General features: G+C 63.4%; 16 protein-coding genes. 6 read left to right on the forward strand and 10 right to left on the reverse strand.

Translation table 11 applies throughout. From position 1 onward, the window contains the following. Positions 1-111: 111 nt before the first annotated feature. Together V5279_RS20560 and V5279_RS20565 are read left to right on the forward strand one after the other, a co-directional pair. The gene (locus V5279_RS20560; RefSeq protein WP_166204637.1) at positions 112-381 is read left to right on the forward strand and encodes a DUF2312 domain-containing protein; all 270 of its coding nucleotides are present in this window, start codon (positions 112-114) and stop codon (positions 379-381) included. A 44-nt stretch (positions 382-425) separates the two neighbouring features. Beyond that, entirely contained in the window at positions 426-716 is a 291-nt protein-coding gene (locus V5279_RS20565) for a lysozyme inhibitor LprI family protein (protein ID WP_338701312.1), read from the forward strand. Positions 717-1,832: 1,116 nt separating this feature from the next. Here V5279_RS20565 and V5279_RS20570 read toward each other — a convergent pair. The 3 genes from V5279_RS20570 to V5279_RS20580 all read right to left on the reverse strand — a co-directional run bounded on the left by V5279_RS20570 (position 1,833) and on the right by V5279_RS20580 (position 7,130). Beyond that, a complete protein-coding gene (locus V5279_RS20570) occupies positions 1,833-2,402 on the reverse strand; it encodes a hypothetical protein (protein WP_338700443.1) in 570 nt (189 codons plus the stop codon). A gap of 184 nt (positions 2,403-2,586) precedes the next feature. Further along, complete coding sequence (locus V5279_RS20575) at positions 2,587-3,273, reverse strand: hypothetical protein (RefSeq protein WP_338700445.1); 687 nt, start codon at positions 3,271-3,273, stop codon at positions 2,587-2,589. An 83-nt stretch (positions 3,274-3,356) separates the two neighbouring features. Then, complete coding sequence (locus tag V5279_RS20580; RefSeq protein ID WP_338700448.1) at positions 3,357-7,130, reverse strand: vitamin B12-dependent ribonucleotide reductase; 3,774 nt, start codon at positions 7,128-7,130, stop codon at positions 3,357-3,359. Between the two features lie 809 nt (positions 7,131-7,939). Here V5279_RS20580 and V5279_RS20585 point away from each other — a divergent pair. Then, on the forward strand, positions 7,940-8,833 hold the full coding sequence (locus tag V5279_RS20585; protein WP_338700450.1) for a DMT family transporter: 894 nt from the start codon (positions 7,940-7,942) through the stop codon (positions 8,831-8,833). A gap of 328 nt (positions 8,834-9,161) precedes the next feature. On the opposite strand, the gene V5279_RS20590 is transcribed toward V5279_RS20585, so the two are convergent. Continuing rightward, positions 9,162-11,399: a CHASE3 domain-containing protein gene (locus V5279_RS20590; RefSeq protein WP_338700452.1), complete on the reverse strand. Its 2,238-nt coding sequence runs from the start codon at positions 11,397-11,399 to the stop codon at positions 9,162-9,164. 19 nt (positions 11,400-11,418) lie between these two features. Then, entirely contained in the window at positions 11,419-11,823 is a 405-nt protein-coding gene (locus V5279_RS20595; protein ID WP_338700454.1) for a response regulator, read from the reverse strand. 179 nt (positions 11,824-12,002) lie between these two features. Between V5279_RS20595 and V5279_RS20600 the strand changes: the two genes are divergently transcribed. After that, positions 12,003-12,899 carry a DMT family transporter gene (locus V5279_RS20600; RefSeq protein ID WP_338700456.1) on the forward strand — a complete coding sequence of 299 codons (897 nt, stop codon included), beginning with the start codon at positions 12,003-12,005 and terminating at the stop codon, positions 12,897-12,899. A 66-nt stretch (positions 12,900-12,965) separates the two neighbouring features. On the opposite strand, the gene V5279_RS20605 is transcribed toward V5279_RS20600, so the two are convergent. Further along, the gene (locus V5279_RS20605; RefSeq protein ID WP_338700458.1) at positions 12,966-13,595 is read right to left on the reverse strand and encodes a BA14K family protein; all 630 of its coding nucleotides are present in this window, start codon (positions 13,593-13,595) and stop codon (positions 12,966-12,968) included. Between the two features lie 268 nt (positions 13,596-13,863). Between V5279_RS20605 and V5279_RS20610 the strand changes: the two genes are divergently transcribed. After that, entirely contained in the window at positions 13,864-14,274 is a 411-nt protein-coding gene (locus V5279_RS20610; RefSeq protein ID WP_029082185.1) for an NADH:ubiquinone oxidoreductase subunit NDUFA12, read from the forward strand. 480 nt (positions 14,275-14,754) lie between these two features. Here V5279_RS20610 and V5279_RS20615 read toward each other — a convergent pair whose 3' ends face one another. Further along, on the reverse strand, positions 14,755-15,441 hold the full coding sequence (locus V5279_RS20615) for a DJ-1/PfpI family protein (RefSeq protein WP_338700462.1): 687 nt from the start codon (positions 15,439-15,441) through the stop codon (positions 14,755-14,757). 128 nt (positions 15,442-15,569) lie between these two features. Here V5279_RS20615 and V5279_RS20620 point away from each other — a divergent pair, with 128 nt between their 5' ends. Continuing rightward, on the forward strand, positions 15,570-16,508 hold the full coding sequence (locus V5279_RS20620) for a GlxA family transcriptional regulator (RefSeq protein WP_338700464.1): 939 nt from the start codon (positions 15,570-15,572) through the stop codon (positions 16,506-16,508). Positions 16,509-17,119: 611 nt separating this feature from the next. Here V5279_RS20620 and V5279_RS20625 read toward each other — a convergent pair. The 3 genes from V5279_RS20625 to V5279_RS20635 all read right to left on the reverse strand — a co-directional run bounded on the left by V5279_RS20625 (position 17,120) and on the right by V5279_RS20635 (position 20,107). Continuing rightward, positions 17,120-17,551 (reverse strand): hypothetical protein, encoded by a 432-nt coding sequence (locus V5279_RS20625; RefSeq protein ID WP_338700466.1) that lies wholly within the window; start codon positions 17,549-17,551, stop codon positions 17,120-17,122. Between the two features lie 212 nt (positions 17,552-17,763). After that, positions 17,764-18,987 carry a citrate transporter gene (locus tag V5279_RS20630; protein ID WP_338700468.1) on the reverse strand — a complete coding sequence of 408 codons (1,224 nt, stop codon included), beginning with the start codon at positions 18,985-18,987 and terminating at the stop codon, positions 17,764-17,766. Between the two features lie 178 nt (positions 18,988-19,165). Continuing rightward, a complete protein-coding gene (locus V5279_RS20635) occupies positions 19,166-20,107 on the reverse strand; it encodes an alpha/beta hydrolase (RefSeq protein ID WP_338700470.1) in 942 nt (313 codons plus the stop codon). Between the last annotated feature and the right edge of the window lie 27 nt (positions 20,108-20,134).

Raw genomic sequence — 20,134 nt, forward strand, 5'->3', positions numbered from 1 at the left:
TGCGATGATGCGAACACTTCCGCTATCGAGGCGCCACGGCGATCGCGTGGGTTAAGAAATTGGTCATCTCTTTGCTTTCATTTTCACGGCCTCATTCAGCAAGGAGGCACCATGTCCGACATCACCATTCCCGGCGGAAAAATTCGTTCCTTCGTCGAGCGGATCGAGAACCTCGACACCGAAATTCAGGAACTGAGCGAGCAGAAGAAGGAAGTTTTCTCGGAGGCGAAGGGCGAGGGTTTCGACGTGAAGATCCTCAAGGAGATCATCAAGCTGCGCAAGCAGGACCAGGACGAGCGCGACGAGCGTGAATCGCTGCTCGATCTCTACATGCGCGCCATGGAAACGGCGCCGGCGGACAAGGCTGCGAAGGCTGCGTGAGTGCGACCATGGCTGTCCGGAGATGCAGGTGGAGTGATTTGGACGTGGTCATGCTTTCGCGAAGGCTTGTCATTGTTGCAGCTACGCTCATGCTCGGGACTTTGTCGGCCCGCGCGCAGCAAAGCACCGAGTATGATGCGTGCACGGACAAGGCCGAAGGGGTGTCAACGAAGATGCTCGAGTGCGGCAAGGCCGAAATCGACAGGTGGGACACCAGGCTCAACACCGCTTATCAAGCGCTTCTCGCAAAGTCGAAGGGCGATGCGCACGCGCAATTGCAGGCCGAGCAGCGGGCCTGGCTGAAGCATCATCTGGCTGAAGCATCATCTGGGTGAAACCCATCGCCTCGCCGCGGACCCCAACAACGGGTCCGTCGCGTTCCTCGACTCCCAGGCGTTCGAATTGAAGGACATCACCGACCGCACGCTGCTTCTTGAAAAGCGTGCCAATGCCTCGCGGTAGACTGTACGATCTTGATCGTCAGAGGCTCTCGGCATGGAAATGCTTACGCTCGAAGATCGCACCATGAGATATCAATGAGCATCCGATGTCGCCTTCGACGGCATCCGCATGGAGGTCTTTTCGGACGACGGGCACGTGCTCTTTGATGTCAGCGTGGCGGATAACGGTTCGATCACAATCAACGCCTTCGGCGGAGAGGTAGCTGCAAACGTGATCGAAGCGAGTAGGGCGGGTTAGCCAAGCGTAACCCGCCGGCCGGATTGGAGAGAACGGCGGGTTGAGCCGCCGGCTAGTCCGCTCAATGCTTGCTAAGCTTCTTTTGCGATCCCATGCTCGAAAATGAAGCTGGTCCAAAACGAGAGCGCTTCAGTAAAGACTTGGTCGGCTCCAATCTTTCTGCCAGCGTGTTCGAAGTAGGCCGACCAGCCGGTTTCGAGCTCACATGCCACAGTCACTCGCACCGTAGGATCAGATTGTTGTTCACTGCCCAGTGCTTTGAGGCGGTTGCAGCTTGGCGACAGAGGTGGAGAGCGCTGCATGCCTTTCTTGTGCGATTCTGAAGGTCCCTAAGCCTTATGATGCCGAGCTTCTTGCGTTGCTGGGGTGTCATGTCGTTGAACACCCAATCGGAGAGGTGCCAAGCAGTTATCGAAGCATTGAAAGCGCTGTCCTTTAGCTGATCGACTAAATTTAGCAGTGCCTCCGGTTCAGCCTCATCGCGACCCGCAACGCTCCGATATCGATCTATCTCTCTGTCGAGCTTCTGAAGCAGCTCATGGCAATTTGCGAATCCAAAAGTTTGTCCTTGACTAGGAAGAGGCATGCGGCTGCGTCCTAAATTCGAAATGAGTGGCGTATGAGGAGATTTCTCGCGGTTGAAGGTGCCGCGAACTCCAATCCGGTGCTTCGGCGAATGCAAAGCGTAGCCCGCCGACCGGGTTGAGAGCGGCGGATTACGCCTTCGGCTAATCTGCCCGCTTGCTTGTGCCCTACAGTTTGCGTTGTGAGGGATTGATATGAACGGGGATCGTTGGGAGTATCGGACAGTTTCGAACGACCATCATGCCCGCGACCCTTGCGGCAGCATGAATTTCGGAAGCGATGTGGTTAGATAGCGCCAAGCCGAATTCGAAGTAATTGAACAGATCGTCTGCAACTTGTCGTATTTCTGGCAGTGAGGCTTGAAACATAGTTGTTTCGCCCTTGCGGTTTAGCGAAAAGATGCCCGCTTGATTGTTCGGCCCTCTGACCATGTTGCCGTGAATGAGCGTATTGCGATTCGTTACCAGTATCCTGGTAGCATCAATGTAGGTCTTGATAGCCGCGGCTACTTCGGCTGACCACTTTTTCCTCTTAAAGAATGTCTCGATAACATTTGCCCGATCGGCCGCGTTTGTTCTCGCTGTAAATAGCGCCGCGTGCTCTTCCGCCATATTGGCGACGGCGGCTAACATCCAGACGTGGGTCCGCTCGAAGCGAGTATAGTTGATGCTGACAACGCCGAGTGCAAATACAGCATCGTCACCTGCGACTTCGTACAGCGGCCACTTTGGTTCCATCGCTCGTTACCTTTGAATATGCAGGCGGAGTCTGATTGAGGGCGATGACAATCGGCGCAATGTTACGGCGCGACGCTCACAAAGCTACTTCTGTACAGAGTGCATGGAAATAATTTGGCACGCGTAACGCACTGGCTCTCCGCGAAGGCGGACGATATGCTAAGCAGCCCTGCGTCGCTGTATGTCAAAAGTCCTCTGGTCGGACATATTGCCACTTATCGAATCGATATTCTCCGTCTTCCCAGAATTTGTAGAGACAGCCCTCCCACAGCACAAACACACGTTTGAATTTGGTTCTTGCGGGAGCAGTATGCTCCCGAAGAATGGGCAGGCCTTCTTCCACGTATGCGCCATAGCAACCTAGATTGACGTAGATCGCGAGGCTAACTTCGGCCAGGTAGTCCTTTTTCAGCTTCTTGGCGACTACTCGATCGAGGGATGCGGGAATTGCCTCAAATCGTCTGCGCCAAGCTTCGACTGGGTCCGGCCGAGGGTGAGGATCGTCTGCCTCGTCGCCACGCCGCCGACCTTCGATATCTGCCTCAGTGGCCTCGAATTGCTGAATTTGCCCGTCGATTTGAATCTCGAAGTCGGGACGTTCGGAGGGAACCAGCCGCACCATGTCAGATGGCAGCGCGCAGGCGACGCGGCTCGCAACCCAGGCGTCCCGCAAGAAGGCGAGTCCGCCTTGGCCGAAAAATGTACTCCGTGGGATGGTTTGAGCGATCTGGTCGATACGAACACGGAATTCGTCGGTCGTAGTCCATCGAGAGAGCTCGGCCTTCCAAGCGCGCAGCGTAGTTTTCTGAACGCGAACGACAGAGGCGATTTTCGCTCCAGCCGTAACGGTTATCTCAACTCTATCGCCCATGCGTAGGCTCATGCTGCTGCTAAGGAAAAGGCCGCTCAACAGCGGAGCGGCCCTCTCAGATTGTTGTGTCGTGAGCTTGTTTGTTACGAACACCCCGTCGTGGACCCACAAGTATCGCACTTCATGCAGGTCCCGTTCCGTACCAGCGTGAAGTTGCCGCACTCCGAGCACATCTCGCCTTCGTAGCCTTTTGCCTTGGCCTCGGCGCGACGCTCGGCCTTGCTCGGAGCTGCTGCCGCGGCGGTGCCGGGCTTGCTCCACTGCAACGCCTCGAGCTTCTCGGTCGGCGAGAGGTCGTGGCTGACCTCCTGCTTGAGGGCGACTGCGCCTTCGATGGTGTCGGAGACGCCGCGGGCGGTTGCGCCGTGCGGAGCGAGCGCCGTGACGCGGCTGCCGCCTGCCGGCGCGTTGTCGGCGTTGCCGCTCACTGCGGCCGAGCCGCCGCGCATGACGACGAGGTTGTCGGTGCGCGAACGGGTCAAGCCCTTCGACACGTACTTCGTCGCCTGGTGGGTGGGGGCCTCATCCGGCTCCTTGCCTTCCTCGACGCCCTTGCCGAGCGCGTCGAAGCCGCTTTCGTTCGGATCGACATGGGCGAGGTCGAAGCGGCTCATGTAGCTCACCGCGAGCTCGCGGAAGACATAGTCGAGGATCGAGGTCGCGTACTTGATCGAGTCGTTGCCCTGCACGGGACCCGCGGGCTCGAAGCGCGTGAAGGTGAAAGCGTCGACATATTCTTCCAGCGGCACGCCGTATTGCAGACCGAGCGAGACCGCGATCGCAAAGTTGTTGATGAAGGAGCGGAGTGCGGCGCCTTCCTTGTGCATGTCGATGAAGATCTCGCCGAGCCGTCCGTCGTCATATTCGCCGGTGCGCAGATAGACCTTGTGGCCGCCGACAACAGCCTTCTGGGTGTAACCCTTGCGGCGATCGGGCATCTTCTCGCGCTCGCGCATCACGATGATGCGCTCGACCAGCTTCTCGACGATCTTCTCCGAGACCTGGGCGGCACGCGCCGCCATCGGCTTCTCGTAGAGCGCCTCGACCGCATCGTCCTCGTCCTCGTCGTCGGAGATGAGCTGCGAGTTGAGCGGCTGCGACAGTTTCGAGCCGTCGCGGTAGAGCGCGTTGGCCTTCAGTGCCAGCTTCCACGACAGCAGGTAAGCGGACTTGCAGTCCTCCACCGTGGCGTCGTTCGGCATGTTGATGGTTTTCGAGATCGCGCCCGAGATGAACGGCTGCGACGCCGCCATCATCCTGATGTGGCTCTCGACCGAGAGATAACGCTTGCCGATCTTGCCGCAGGGGTTGGCGCAGTCGAACACTGGATAGTGCTCGGCCTTCAGGTGCGGGGCGCCTTCGACCGTCATCGCGCCGCAGATGTGCACGTTGGCGGCTTCGATCTCGCGCTTGGTGAAGCCGACCGCGGCGAGCAGGTCGAAGCCGGGGGTGGCAATCGCCTCGGCGCCGATGCCGAGCGTGTCGCGAATGAAATCCTCGCCAAAGGTCCACTTGTTGAAGGCGAACTTGATGTCGAACGCGGTCGGCAGTGCCTTTTCGACCTTTGCGATGGCTTCGTCGGTGAAGCCCTTGGTCTTCAAGGTCGAGGCGTTGATCCCGGGCGCATTCGACAGCGAGCCGTGGCCGACGGCGTAGGCCTCGATCTCCGCGATCTCGCTCTCGCGATAGCCGAGCGCGCGCAGCGCCGCCGGCACCGCCTGGTTGATGATCTTGAAGTAGCCGCCGCCGGCGAGCTTCTTGAACTTCACCAACGCGAAATCAGGCTCGATGCCAGTGGTGTCGCAATCCATCACCAGGCCGATGGTGCCGGTCGGCGCCACCACCGTCACTTGCGCGTTGCGATAGCCGTTCACTTCTCCCAACGCCAGCGCGTCGTCCCACGCCAGCCTGGCATGCGCGACGATGTCGGCCTGCGGGCTGGAGGTGTGGTCGAGCGCCACCGGATTGACGGCGAGCGCCTCATAGCCGCGGCTTTCACCGTGCGCGGCGCGGCGGTGGTTGCGGATCACGCGCAGCATGTGCGCGGCGTTCTTCTTGTAGCCCGGGAAGGTGCCGAGCTCGCCCGCCATCTCGGCCGAGGTCTTGTAGGAGATGCCGGTCATCACGGCGGTCAGCGCGCCGCACAGCGAACGGCCTTCCTTGCTGTCATAGGGCAGGCCCATGGTCATCAGCAGGCCGCCGATGTTTGCAAAACCGAGGCCGAGGGTGCGGAACTCGTAGGACAGCTCCGCGATCGCCTTCGACGGGAACTGGGCCATCATGACGGAGATTTCCAGCACGATGGTCCAGAGCCGGCAGAGGTGCTCGTAGGACTCGATGTCGAAGCGCTTGGTGCTCGTGTTGTAGAAGGTGAGCAGGTTGGCGGAGGCCAGATTGCACGCCGTGTCGTCCAGGAACATGTATTCCGAGCACGGATTGGACGCGCGGATGTCGCCGGACGCCTTGCAGGTGTGCCAGTCGTTCATCGTGGTGTTGAAGTGCAGGCCGGGATCGGCGGAGGCCCAGGCCGCGTAACCGATCTTCTCCCAGAGGTCGCGCGCCTTCAGCGTCTTGGTCACCTTCTTGGTGGTGCGTCCCACCAGATTCCAGTCGCCGTCGGTTTCCACCGCGCGCAGGAAGTCGTCCTTCAGCGAGACCGAGTTGTTGGAGTTCTGGCCGGAGACGGTCAGGTACGCCTCGGAATCCCAGTCGGTGTCGTAGATGTCGAACGAGATGTCCTTGTAGCCCTGCTTGGCAAACTGGATGACGCGCTTGATGTAGTTGTCGGGCACGAGGCTGCGGCGCGCGAGCTTGATCTCGCGGCGGAGCGCCGGGTTCTTCTCGGGATCGAAGCAGTCGTCGCCACTGCCTTCGCAGTTGACGCAGGCCTTCATCACGGCCTTGAGGTGCTTTTGGTTGATCTTGGAGCCGGTGACGAGAGCTGCGACCTTCTGCTCCTCCTTCACCTTCCAGTCGATATAGGTCTCGATATCCGGATGGTCGGCATCGACCACGACCATCTTGGCGGCGCGGCGGGTGGTGCCGCCCGACTTGATCGCGCCCGCGGCGCGGTCGCCGATCTTGAGGAAGCTCATCAGGCCGGACGAGCGGCCGCCGCCGGAAAGCTTTTCGCCTTCGCCGCGCAGGCTGGAGAAGTTGGAGCCGGTGCCGGAGCCATATTTGAACAGGCGCGCTTCACGCACCCAGAGATCCATGATGCCGCCCTCGTTCACGAGGTCGTCGCCGACGCCCTGGATGAAGCAGGCGTGCGGCTGCGGATGCTCATAGGCCGACTTCGATTTCGTCAGCTTGCCGGTCTTCCAGTCGACGTAATAGTGGCCCTGGCCGGGGCCATCGACGCCATAGGCCCAATGCAGGCCGGTGTTGAACCACTGCGGCGAGTTCGGCGCGACCATCTGCTTGGCGAGCTGGAAGCGGAGCTCGTCGAAGAAGGCGAGGGCGTCTTCTTCCGAAGAGAAGTAGCCGCCCTTCCAGCCCCAATAGGTCCAGCAGCCGGCGAGGCGATCGAACACCTGTTTTGCGCTGGTCTCGCCGACGATGCGCTCGTTCTCGGGCAGCAGGGCGAGCGCCTCGGTGTCGGGCACCGAACGCCACAGCCAGGACGGTACGGTCTCTTCCTCGACCTTCTTCAGGCGCGCGGCCACGCCGGCTTTGCGGAAATACTTCTGCGCCAGCACGTCGGAGGCGACCTGCGACCAGAACTCCGGCACCTCGACATTCTCGGCGCGGAACACGACCGAGCCGTCCGGATTGCGGATCTCTGATGTGGTCAGGCGGAAATTGATCCCGGCATAGGGAGATTGTCCGCTGGTAGTATTGCGCCGATCGATTTGCATGGTCGAGCCCCGTCTCTTCTTCTGCCCGGCCCCACGTTTTCTCCGCAGGTTGCCGGAATGTTATCCGTTCACGAACGACCGGAACACGCGTTAGCACGCCTCCCGTCATCCGCAGCTCAGCCGGTGGATCCGGCCTGTTTCTCTCGTCCGCTCGGCGCCGGTTTGACCCGGCCCTGCGGCGGCATATCCCCGGAACGGCGCCCGACTGGTCGGGTCCTCCGGGTCATGCATTCAACGCCCCAAAACGCTTCACGCGACACGTCACGCGTACGCTTCTCTCGGGCCGGTTCCGGCCTCTGTTTCCGGGTCCTTCGCGGCCCGTTTGTCGTCCCGACGGCGGTCCAAAATCAGGGCAGACAAGCCCTTCACCCGCGGCCCGAAGGCCTGGTGGAGTGGTCATTTTGGTACCCTTGTGGGAGCGACCGGCGGGAACCCAAACACACTCGCGCCGAACAGGTTGAAAACTAGGCCATGTCCGTCTCACCCGTCAAGGACTAGTACGAGTTTCTGAATCAAACACTAAATATGGTGGATGGAGGGGGATAACAGGGGTCGGTGCCGCGCCTGTGATCGAGCCAACTATCGGTGAGTCCTCAGGGATTCCCAAGCCAAAAAAATTCGCTCCGCCTGTGGATTGGAGTTTCGCCCCGCTGTTCACAGGCGAAGTTTTTATTCGCCGTCCCGGATTGAATTTTAGGGACTCACGTAGGGCTACGGGCAAACTAAGGATCAGGCATGTCAGGGGCGTGATGGTCGGGCGACAAAATCGCGGGCAAGCTGCGGCCGACTCACATCCCCCGCCGGGTTCCATGACAGACCAGAAGCCTCACGCGCGGCCGCGCCTTGCGCCCGCCGGCCTGATGTTCCTCGCCATCACTTCGGTGGGCTGGGGGTTCAACTGGCCGTCCACAAAATTCCTGCTCAGCGAGCTGCCGCCGTTGACACTGCGTGGCACCACCGGCGTGATCGGCGCGGTGCTGCTGGCGGTGCTGGCGCTGATCCGCGCGCAGAGCCTGCAGGTCGAGGCCCGGCTGTGGCCACGGCTCGTGCTGTATGCGGCGCTCAACGTCACCGGCTGGATGGTGCTGATGGGGCTGGCGCTGCTCTGGCTGCCGGCGAGCGAGACCGCGCTGATCGCCTACACCATGCCGGTATGGGCCTCGCTCCTGGCCTGGCCGGTGCTCGGCGAGCGGCCGACGCTGCTGCGGACCATCGCACTGGTGATGGCGTTTGCGGGGCTCGCCGCGATCATGGGCGGCAACGGCATGTCCGCGAGCAAGGAGAAGCTGCCGGGAATCATCATGGCGCTCTGCGGCGCGTTCGGCTTTGCGCTCGGCACGGTGCTGGCGAAGAAATACCCGCTGGTGATGCCGCCGATCCCGGCCGCGGCCTGGCAGATCGGCCTCGGCTGCGTGCCGATCGCAATCGTCGGCCTCCTGGTCGAGACCACGCATCTCGAGAGGGTGACGACGATCGGCTGGTGGCTCCTGGTCTATTCGACGCTGATCCAGTTCTGCGTTGCCTATGTCGCCTGGTTTGCCGCGCTCGCCCGCCTGCCAGCCTCGGTGGCGGCGATCGGCACCATGGCAGTGCCTGTGATCGGCGTGGTGGCGTCGGCGATAGCGCTCGGCGAGCCGCTCGGGCCGATCCAGATCACCGCGCTGCTGTTCACGCTCGCCGGCGTCGCGCTGGCGACGCGGTAGCTGCGTCTCGCTCTGCGCCACAAACTCGTCATGCCCGGCCTTGTGCCGGGCATCCACGTCTTGGCCTCTGAGCAAAAGAAGACGTGGATGGCCGGGACAAGCCCGGCCATGACGACGTGGCAACGTCAGTTGCAGAAGTCCGCAAATGCAATATACGACAGCCCCAGAGTGCATGATTTCTGAATAACGGAAAAATATCGCTGATTAGCCCGTCGTGTCAAGGCACCGTGGCGAACGTCGGCTCCTTTGCATGGGGTTGTTTTCGATATTTTGGCAGCGCACCCCTGCGATCGCCCTGCCGCAACCGAGGAGAGGTCGAGGCGTCGCGTCACTCGCCGAGCGCCTGCTGCAGCATGCTGGAAAGCTGCGCCTTGCGGTAAGGCTTCGCCAGCAACAGCACGCCTTCGTCGAGGCGGCCGTGATGCACGATCGCGTTCTCGGTGTAGCCCGAGGTGTAGAGCACCTTGAGGCCGGGCCGCCGTTTTCTCACTTCGTCTGCGAGCTGGCGGCCGTTCATGCCGCCGGGCATGATCACGTCGGTGAACAACAGGTCGAACTTCTCGCCCTTGTCGACCAGCGCCAGCGCCGCGCGGGCGTCGGGCACGGCAATGGTCTTGTAGCCGAGGGCGCCAAGCTGGGTGACGACGTAGTTGCGCACCAGCTGGTCGTCCTCCACCACAAGGATGACTTCGCTGCCGCGCCGCACCGGCTCCGGCTCCGGAGCCGTCGCCTCGACCTGGCCGCGGGCAGGGGGCAGATAGAGCTTGATCGTGGTGCCGTGGCCTTCCTCGCTGTAGATCTTGATGTGGCCGCCAGACTGCTTGACGAAGCCGTACACCATGCTCATGCCGAGGCCGGAGCCCTTGCCGACTTCCTTGGTGGTGAAGAACGGCTCGAACACCTTGTCCTGCACCGCGTGCGACATGCCGGTGCCGGTGTCGCTGACCGCAAGCAGCACATAGCGGCCCGGCGTGATGTCGGGGTTAACAGCGGCATACGCGTCGTCGAGCACGATGTTGCTGGTCTCGAACAGCAGCTTACCGCCGTTCGGCATCGCGTCGCGGGAGTTGATCGCCATGTTGAGCAGCGAGTTGGCAAGCTGCGACGGATCGATATGGACGCTGGCGACATCGGGCGCGAGCACCGAATCGATCTCGATCTGCTCGCCGAGCGTCGGCCGCAGCAGTTTTGCGATATCGACCACTGTGCCGTTGATGTCGACGGTGCGCGGCTCGAGCGGCTGGCGGCGGGCGAAGGCGAGCAGATGCTGGATCAGCTCGCGGCAGCGCTCGGCGGCGCGGTCGATCAGTTCGGCGGTTTGCGCGAGCTTCGGCTGGTTGCGCAGGCTGTCGACCAGCGTCTCGGTGGTGCCGGTGATAACAGTCAGCATGTTGTTGAAGTCGTGCGCGACGCCGCCGGTCAGCTTGCCGATGGCGTCGAGCTTCTGCGCCTGCTGCAGCTTGTGCTCGGTTTCGCGCGAGGCGGTGATGTCGTGATAGATCAGCGCGGCCCCGGTGATGGCGTCGTCGCCATCGCGCAGCGGGCAACCCGACACCACGAGGTGAATCGGTGGCGCGCCCCGGACCGGCTTGGCGACGAATTCCAGCCCGTCGAATTCCTCGCCGCGCAGCGCCTTGGCTGAGGGCATGTCGTCAGCCTGCATCGGCGTCTCGCCGTCGGACTGGAAAACGTTGCTCATCGCGCGCAGCTGCCGGAGCGTCATGCCCGGCTTGTAGCGCAGCATCTTCTCGGCGGCCGGGTTCGAGAGCAGCACGACGCCGGCGGCATCGATCACCAGCACCGCCTCCGCCATGCTGCGGAAGGTGGTTTCCATCACCGAGGTGGAACGGCGCAGCCCTTCGAGCGCGGCGCCGAGATCCTTGGTGCGTTCGGCGACCTTGCCCTCGAGCGACAAATTAGTGGCCTTGGTGGCGCTGAGCGCGCCCTGCAGTTCGCGGCTGGCACGGCGGGCCGCCAGCGTCAGCGCGACCGCAAGCAGCAGGATCAGCACCACGCCGGCGAGGTCGATCGCCAGCAGCAGCCGTCCGTTGGTCTTCGACTGTCCGGTGCGAATCCCGAGCAGGCGGCGCTCTTCGGTGACCAGGCGGTCGAGCGCCGCTCCAACCTTGTCCATCAGCGCGCGGCTCTCGCCCGCGGAGATCAGCGCCGCAGCGCCGGCGGTGTCGCCCGCGCTGCGCATGCGGATCAGTTCGGCGCCGAGCGCGATGGCGCGCTTGACATCTGCCCTGGTGCCCGTGATCAGCTGCGCCTCGTCGGGCGCCGACTTCACCGCGGCCATCAGGCCGTCGAAGGCGGCGGTGAGGGCTGTGCTCTGCTCGCGGAATTCGTCGGCGAAGGACGCGTCGCCGGTCAGCGCGAAGCCGCGTGCCGCGCTCTCGACGCTGCGCGGCAGCGCCCGCGCATCCGAAATGCGCTTGAGGATGCTGAGCGTGCGCTCGACCGAATCAATCTCGCTGCGCGACCTGACGTCCAGCCCGATCGACGCCGCGCTGATGACGAGAAGGATCGCAAGGCCGCTACCGAGGATGAGACGTTGGGAAGCCATCGACGATTAGTACGAGCAATTACTTCGAAAGACGAGCGGAAGGAGTGTACTTCGCCAGACATTCGTTCACGGCGGCAATCAGCGCCTGCGGGGTAAACGGCTTGCGCAGGCAGGCGGACGCACCGAGCTCGATCGTCATCCGCAGGAAGTCCGGCGCGCGGTCGGCATTGGCGAAAGCGTAGCCGGACATCGCGATCACAGGAATATCGGGGGCGCGCTCGTGGAATATCCGGATCGCCTCGAAGCCCCGCATATGCGGCATGAAGACGTCGACAAGCATCACGTCGAACGTGCCGTTCTCCAGCGCGCGCATGCCGGCCTCACCGCCGTCGGCGACGGTGACCTCGAAGCCCTGGCGCTGCAAACAGACCTCGATGGCAACGCACACCATCGGGTCGTCATCGACCACGAGAACGCTCGGCACGATGCATCCTCTTGCTATGGCCTCGCGTGCCGGCGACTCGCTTGGCCCGTTTGCCGATTAAGGCGGAACCGCGACGGAAAGTCTGTATCATAGAATGCATATGCTGTTTGCTGACAAGCTGATTTCCAGCTAGCCCTGACACATCACTTGTATTTGTCCATTCCCTTTACGACAGGTCCATGACCGCAGTTCCAGCCGCCGGCCGCGCTCCGCTGTCACCGCTTGGCCTCGCATTCCTGGTGGTAGCCTCGACCGGCTGGGGACTCAACTTCCCGATCATGAAATTTCTGCTGAGCGAGTGGCCGCCGCTGTCCTCGCGCGGGTTGTGCGGCGTGGTCGGCGCGCTCGCGCTCGGTCTGGTGGCGGTCGCGCGGGGGCAGACGCTGCGTGTTCCGCCGGGCATGTGGTGGCGGCTTGCCCTGGTCTCGACGCTTTCGATCGGCGGCTGGGTCGCTTCGATGGGGCTGGCGCTGATCTGGCTGCGGGCCAGCGAAGCGGCCGTGCTCGGGATCACGATCCCGGTATGGGTCGCGCTGGTGGCCTGGCCGGTGCTCGGCGAGCGGGTGTCGTTGCCGCGCGCGCTTTCGCTTGCGGTGGCGCTCGCCGGCATCGCAGCGCTGATCGGCGGCGGCGGTCTCGACGCAAGCCTCGGCAAGTTGCCGGGCATTCTGTTTGCGCTCGCGGGCGCGGTGTGCGTCGGGCTTGGCACGGTGCTGACCAAGTTCTTCAAGCTCGCCATGCCGCCATTGTCGCTCGCGGCCTGGCAGCTTGCGATCGGCTGCGTGCCGATCGCGATCGTCGGCGTCCTGATCGAGCAACCGCAACTGGTCGCGCTGTCGCAGTTCGGCTGGGCGTCGATGATCTACATGACGCTGATCCAGTTCTGCCTTTGCTATGTCTGCTGGTTTGCGGCGCTGGAACGGCTGCCGGCGGCAACCGCATCGATCGGCACGCTGCTGGTGCCCGTCGTCGGCGTCCTGGCGGCAGCGGCGATGCTGCGCGAGCCGCTCAGCACCAGCGATATCGCGGCGCTGGTCGTGACGTTCGCAGCCGTCGCGGTGGCCTTGCGCACGTGAACCTTGCGCACATGAAAAAGGGCGGCGTTGCCGCCGCCCTTCGCAAACTTGAACGTCAGACCGCCATTACGGGCAGGGGTGCCGCAGGCCGTCATAGCCGAGATAGGTGCCGGAGCCCGGATCGTAGGACTTGTAGCGCTGCGCGCAGTAGCTCGCGTCGCCGCCACCACCCGGCACGGCTTCTACGGCGACTGACGGTTCATCGTAATAGCCGTAGCTGTCGTCATAGTATCCGGGGCCATAGCCGTAACCGGAGCCATAATACGCGCCCGAGGCGAGGGCACCGCCGACCACCGCACCGGCAACCGCGCCGGGCCAGTATCCGCCGCCACGGTGATAGCCGCCGCGCCAACCGCCGCCACCGCCATGCCAGCGACCGCCGCCGCCACCGCCAGCCCACTGGCGGCCACCGCCTCCGCCGCCAGCCCACTGGCCGCCGCCGCCAACGCGCGGGCCGGCTCCCATGGCCGCGCCACGACCGCCGCCAAAGCCGCCGCCGCCGATATGGCCGCCGCCACCGCCACCGCCGATGTGTCCACCGCCACCGCCGCCGCCGCCGCCACCGCGCGCGCCACCGCCGCCGCCGCCCATCGCACCCATCTGCGCACCGGACTGTGCGAACGAGGCGGTCGGCATCACCATCGGCAGCGCAAGCGCCAGCGCCGCGGCGGTGCTCAGAACCTTCATATTGATCATTTTGAACTCCATCAAAACAGGTGATGTCTAACCATCTCTGCGGTCAGACGTTCCTGCGCTCCACATTGATTGTGCGTCATCTTTGCTTGGCAGGCGGCGCATGTATGGTGGCTGAACAAAACCGCCCGTGACCGCGTCATTTGGTCGCCAAACGGGTTCGTGATCGGGGCCGTTCGGGGGAGTGCGCGGTTACCTTAGCGGCGGCTGGACATTTGGGATTTGAGGTGGCATCAGAGCCTGACTGCCTCGAACCGACGACCGGCCGCGCATGAAACAATTCCTGCTGAAATTCTTCACCTGGTGGAACGGCCAGACCTTTGGCACGCAATTGTGGACCTCGCGATTCGGCGAGCTGGTCGGCGAGGACGAGCAGGGCAATCGCTACTATCGCACCAAGGGCGGCGAGATCGACCCGACCCTGCATTTCGAGCGGCGCTGGGTGGTCTATAACGGCTACGCCGAAGCGTCCCGCATCCCGGCGGGCTGGCACGGCTGGTTGCATCACACCGTCGACGTGCCCCCGACCGAAGAGACCTACACGGCGCGGGAATGGGAGAAGCCGCATCTCCCGAACATGACCGGCACCGCGCAGGCCTATCGTCCGTCCGGCTCGACGCTGGCGAGCGGTCGCCGCCCCAAGGCGACCGGCGACTACCACGCCTGGACGCCGGGAAGCTGACCTTCACGCATTGCCGTTTCGGACGTGCATCTGCGTCACGCCGCGCGTGCACCGCACGCGTGCGCGTGGTGACGCAAGTGCGTGCCTGTGGACAACGGTAACAGCGGGGACAGACGGGCGGCAGCCGAACATGTCCGCTTGCGCCACGCGCGGGTTCGCGGCTCAATGAAGCCATCTTACGGAGATGGGAAACCATCGCGTCGGATCGGGCTCCAGATCGCGACTGTCCCGATAAGCAGCGGCCTCCGAGTTGGATGCGGCCGGGAGATAGGCCCCCGGTACAGATGTCCTGAAATCGCCCGCAAATGTGAGGCTACCGTGAGACAGGAAGGGCCGCCCGGGAAACTGGGCGGCCTTTTTCTTTGTCGGCGATCCTGAAGCGTTTTCGAGCGAAGTGGATCCCGGTTCGCGTGAAGAAAACGCGTCAATACAAGAATCCAGAGCCCGTTCCGATTCCATCGGAACGGAAAGGGCTCTGCTTCAGGACAGTCGCGCCGCGGCACGGTTCATCTGTTCGGTGCGGCGGGTCTGCGACGGCGCGATCCGCTCCTTCACCAGAGCGAGGATCTCGGCCGGCGCGGTGTCGGGCGAGCCGGCATTGAAGGGCGGTGCGGGATTGTATTCGATCCCAAGCTGGATCGCTTCGGCGGTCTTGCGGTCGACAAGCTCCGACACCAGCGTCAGCGCGAAATCGATTCCGGCCGTGACGCCGCCGCCGGTGAAGCGGTTGCGATCGATGCAGATGCGCGTCTTCGTCGGGATCGCGCCGAAGCCGGCCAGAAAATCGATCGCGCTCCAATGCGTGGTCGCGCGATAGCCTTTGAGCAGGCCGGCCGCGCCAAGCACCAGCGATCCCGTGCAGACCGAAGTGATGTACTTCGCGCCGGCGGCCTGCCTGCGCAGGAAGGCGAGCATCTCCTCGTCGCCGACCATGTCGTTGGTGCCGGCCCCGCCGGGCACGCAGATCACGTCAAGCTGCGGGCAATCGGCAAACGTCATGGTCGGCGTGAGCACCATGACGGAATCGGTCGGAACGGGTTCGATCCGTTTCCAGATCAGATGAACCTTGGCGCCGGGGACGGCCGAAAACACCTGCAGCGGGCCGGTGAAATCGAGCTGGGTCACTTTCGGGAAGATCTGCAATCCAATCTGCAGGGGTTCGGACATCGGAAGTCTCCAAATAGCGCTTGACGGAACCACGATGCCATGATGGCCTTCCGTCCAAAATGGCGTATTTCCCTCATTTTAAGACGTAAGGCCATTCGGAACGTAACGTCCTTTGCGAGGATTTGGCGATGATCGGCATCCTGATCTTTCCGGACTTCCAGCTGCTCGACGCGGCCGGACCGATCGCGGCCTTCGAGATCGCCGCGCGCCTTTCCAACAACGCGCCGGCGATCAGGACGATCGCGATGAAGCCGGGGCCGGTACGCTCTTCGTCCGGCGTCGAGATGCTGGCGCGCGGACTCAAGCCGTCGGCGGCGATCACCACGCTGATCATTTCGGGCGGAATGGGCGTGGGTGGAGCGGCGACCTGTCCGACCACGCTGTCATTCGTGCGGCGGATGGCGGACCGCGGCATTCGGGTCGCCAGCGTCTGCTCGGGCGCCTATGTGCTGGCCGAAGCGGGCCTGCTCGACGGCCGCCGCGCCACCACGCATTGGCAGCGCACGCCGCATTTCGTGAAGACCTATCCGAAGATCAAGCTTGAGCCGGACCAGATCTTCGTCCGCGACGGCAATATCTGGAGCTCGGCCGGCATCACCGCCGGCATCGATCTCGCGCTCGCGATGATCACCGAGGATTACGGCGACGAGATCGCGCAGAACACCGCGCGGCAGCTCGTGCTGTATCATCGGCGCAGCGGCGGGCAGTCGCAGTTTTCCTCGCTGCTGGAGTTGAAGACGCCGAACGGGCGGTTCGGGCCGCTGCTCGCCTGGGCGCGCGAGCATCTCGACGCGCCGCTGACGGTCGAGGACCTCGCCGACAAGGCCGGGATGAGCTCGCGGCATTTCACCCGCGCCTTCATCGCCGAGACCGGCACCACGCCGTCGAAAGCGGTCGAGCGGCTCAGGATCGAGGTGGCGCGGCAGCGCGTGCAGTCGTCGGGCGAGGCGATCGAGCGCGTCGCCGAGATCACCGGCTTCCGCGATCCCGAGCGGATGCGCCGCGCCTTCATCCGCGCCTTCGGCCAGCCGCCGCAATCGCTGCGCCGGGCCGCCCGGGTGGGGTAGGCGCCAAATTCATCGGCGCTGTCGGCAGAGGCAATTTGAGTTTGGGACAAGCTCGTTGTCCGATCTCACACGATCCATGATGTTTTTGCACTGATGAACCGGCGCGAAGGTTCCCGTGACTTACCTTAAGTGGGCATTGGGGACCCAAGGAGGTTCTAATGACAAAGCATCGAACGATTACCGGGTTCGTGGCTGTTGCCCTGCTAGCTGTCACGGCAACCGCCGCTACGATGAGGTCGCACGCGTCCCGGACCGACGGCGTTGCCGTCTCCGGCACGGACACGCTCCCGGCCAAGGACTTTAACGACCGCTGGTCCGCGATATCCGCTTTGCCTCCGGCAACGGACTTGGCCGAACGTGCACCTGACGCGCGTTAAATCGGTCATTGGCAGCGGTCCGGCCCGTTCGAGGACTCGCCGCGCGCAGAGATTGCCCTCGCAGCACAAAAGCCCCGCCGAAGCGGGGCAAGATGTTGAACGACTTAATCTTGAACAGAACTAGCGGTTCCGCCGCGCCGGAATAGCGCAGCCATTTACCTCACGCAGGATCAGCCCACGATCGCAGAAATCCACGAATGCGCTGAGCACGAAACGTGCCCCAGCCGAAAATTACTAGCTCAATGTGTCGGTCGCGATCTTCTTCTTGAGTGCTTCGCAGGTATCCCTGACCTCCGTGGTCATCAACGCGACGGCTTCGATCTGCAGGAAGAAACGCTTGCCCTGATCGCGGTAACCTGCGGCAAACTCCTTGATTTCCGCGATCATGTCATGGACGCCTGCCACCATTGCCTCGCAGTTCTTGGCCGCCAATTGCAGTTCCGTTCCAAGGGCCTCGATCTCTTTCACCGCCGCTTCGTATTCGCGCACCACTGCCTCGGCCGACAGCTTGCCCACCTCGTTGACGCCGTTGCGGTGTTCGACGTAGTCCGGCATCGGTGAGAGAGGCCGAATGTTGCTGCGTGGTCGATGCGAATTCATCGTGTCGACTTCGCCCTGCAACTGTTCCAGCGGGGCGCGGGCGAGGACTTCTGCACTAACACTCATGCGACGCTCCATAAGTTGTTACGACAAATTGAGTTTAGCAATGTCAACGGATTTGTCTTGCTTTTCCACAAGTTTGACGTAAGTCCATTGTGCAACGCAGCATGGCAAATTCCGCATTGGCGATAGCAGGTTGGTGAACAGCCGCGCGCCTGCGGCCAGCTGCCGCAATCGCTGTGCCGGGCGGGTGAGGTAGGGCGGCCTCGACGGCGAGCTCAATGCGGCGCGTCGGGGTGCCAGCCGAGCAAAGCGAGCATCACGAAGAAACCGACGACGTAGGCCACCATGATCGGCCAGCCCTGGGTGATCCATCGGACCACTGACTTGGCTTCCGGATACATGTTCGACACCGCGACGCCCGCGGACGAGCCGAACCAAACCATCGATCCGCCAAATCCGACCGCGTAGGCGAGGAAGCCCCAGTCGTAGCCGCCTTGCTTCAGCGCCAGCGCCGTCAGCGGAATGTTGTCGAACACGGCCGAGACAAAGCCGAGCCCGAGCGCGGTCTGCCATGATGCGGCCGGCAATTTCTCCACGGGCATCATCGAGGCCGCCGTCACCAGCGCCAGCAGAAACACGGTGCCCTTGAGCGTCTCTGGCATCACCGACCAGTCCGGGCGGCGCAGCAGCGAGGTCAGCAGGATCGCGGCCCAGACGGCGAGGCCGAGCACCGGCAGCGCATCGAGTAGCGCGGGGAACTTCAGATTGGCGGTGACATTAGCCGCGAGCGCAGCGAGCAGGATGATCGCGACGATCGCGACCCGCGCCCAGTCGATCTTCAGGCCGGACGGTGCGTCCTTCACGATCGGGGAGAAGCGATGCTGCTGCAGCGAGGCTGGAACCGCAAACACCAGCATCGCCACGACGGCGGCGACATAGGCGTCGACGACGGTGAGCGGGCTGACGCCGTCGATCCACATCATCGTCGTCGTGGTGTCACCGACGACGCTGCCGGAGCCGCCCGCGTTCGATGCGGCAACGATGGCGGCGAGGTAGCCGATATGGACGCGGCCGCGGAACACGTGGCGCGCGACGGTGCCGCCGATCAGCGCGGCCGCGATGTTGTCGAGAAAGGCCGACAGCACGAACACGATCACGAGCAGGATCAGTCCGCCCTTCCAGTCATCGGGCAGCAGCGCCGGCATCTTGTCGGGGATGCGGCTCTCCTCGAAATGGCGCGACGGCAGCGCAAAGCCCATCAGCAGCAGAAACAGGTTCGCGAGCGTGACCCACTCATGCTCCATGTGGTGCACGAGACCAGGCAAGCCGGCGCCGAACTTCGCGAAGCCCGCGAACAACAGCTTGTAGGCAACGATCGCCGCCAGGCCCGTCAACGCAACGGCAAGCGTGTGGTGATGGAAGATCGCGACGCCGAGCAGCGTCAGCGCGAACAGGATGAAGTCGAGAGGGATACCGTAGACGAGGATAGGCGTGAACAAAGCGATCTCGATGGCTGGAGTGCCCGGCGGCGTGAACGCGCGCCCGGCCGCACTATCGCGCGACGCGGGGAACTGCAAGGCGCGCTAGCGCCGCAAGCTGCGCTCGCCGCTTCGAGCCATGATCGGGGGGCGCCAGACCACGTCGCCCCGATCCGGTTGGCCACTCGCCGGGCGGCCGTCAGCCCAGCGTCTTCAGCCAGGCGCTGATCTCTGACACCGCGACATTGGCCTGATTGAGCAGCTTGCCCATGGTGAAGAAGCCATGGAATTGGCCGGGGAAATGCCGGTAGGTGACGGGCACGCCGGCGTCCTTGAGGAATTTCGCGTACTCGTCGCCTTCGTCGCGCAGCGGATCGGCGCCGGCGGTCAGCACATAGGCCGGCGGCAGTCCGGCAAAGCTTGTCGCGCGCGCCGGTGAGACGCGCCAGTCGCTGCCGTCGGCGCCGCCGAGATAGTGGTTGGCGAACCAGCCGATCACCGAATGCGTTAGGAGGATGCTGGTCTCGGGCTCGCGGTGCGAGGGATGTTTTCGCGAGAATTCGGTTGCGGGATAGATCAGCAGCTGGGCGGCAAGCTTCGGTCCGCCGTCACGGGCGGTGAGCGCAACCACGGCCGCAAGATTGCCGCCGGCGCTGTCGCCACCGACGATCAGCCGCGCGGCGTCGATGCCGAGGCCCTTTGCATTCGCGGCGACCCATCGGGTCGCGGTAACGGCGTCATCGACCGCGGCGGGGAAGCGGTGCTCGGGTGCCAGCCGATAATCGACCGAGATCACGATCAGTTCGCCCTCATGGGCGAGCTTCTGGCAGACCACCTCATGGGTATCGAGATCGCCGATCACCCAGCCGCCGCCATGGAAGAACACCAGGCACGGCGCCAGCCCGTCGGTCTTGCGCAGTGTCTTCGGCGTGTAGATGCGCGCCGGGATGATGCCGTGCGGCGCCGGGATCGAAAGCGGCTTGCTGGATTCAAGCGCCGGCGGCTCGGGATTGGAGACGACGCGGGCGGCTCGGTAATATTCGCGCGCTTCCGGTGCGGTCAGCGTCTCATAGGCGGGGCGGCCAGCCTCCTGGAAGGCCTTGTAGACGGCGGCGGCATCGGGATCGAGAACGACGGGCATGGACGACAAACCTTCTTGCGATGCTGG

It is taken from the genome of Bradyrhizobium sp. 26S5 (assembly GCF_036923295.1).
Lineage (GTDB): Bacteria > Pseudomonadota > Alphaproteobacteria > Rhizobiales > Xanthobacteraceae > Bradyrhizobium > Bradyrhizobium septentrionale.